Source organism: Pseudomonas persica (assembly GCF_900291015.1).
Lineage (GTDB): Bacteria > Pseudomonadota > Gammaproteobacteria > Pseudomonadales > Pseudomonadaceae > Aquipseudomonas.
The window spans coordinates 1-250 of the sequence record NZ_OLKL01000266.1; the positions used below are offsets into that span (position 1 = coordinate 1).

Consider the following 250-nt stretch of genomic DNA (forward strand, 5'->3'; position numbering starts at 1 on the left):
GTGCGGGTCCAGCGGCGCAGCGATGAGTGCGTCTTTCCACTGCTGCACCGCCAGGCACACCTGCGCGCCCGACACGGCATGGCCATGCACGCGCCCGCGCTCAGCAGCGGCGGCCACCAGCAGGCCAAGGCTGAAGATCGCACCGCGATGGGTGTTGATGCCGGCGGTGGCGGCCAGCATGGCCGCTTCAGCGGCAATACCGTGATCGCGCAGCACCGTGAAGGGGGCGCCGGCGGCACCGGCCCTGGCT

1 protein-coding gene is annotated in these 250 nt (G+C 72.0%); it reads right to left on the minus strand.

The window, feature by feature from the left end:
* Window positions 1-250 (minus strand): triphosphoribosyl-dephospho-CoA synthase (locus FQ664_RS26525; RefSeq protein ID WP_178091112.1); only part of this gene is annotated, 250 nt, incomplete at both ends.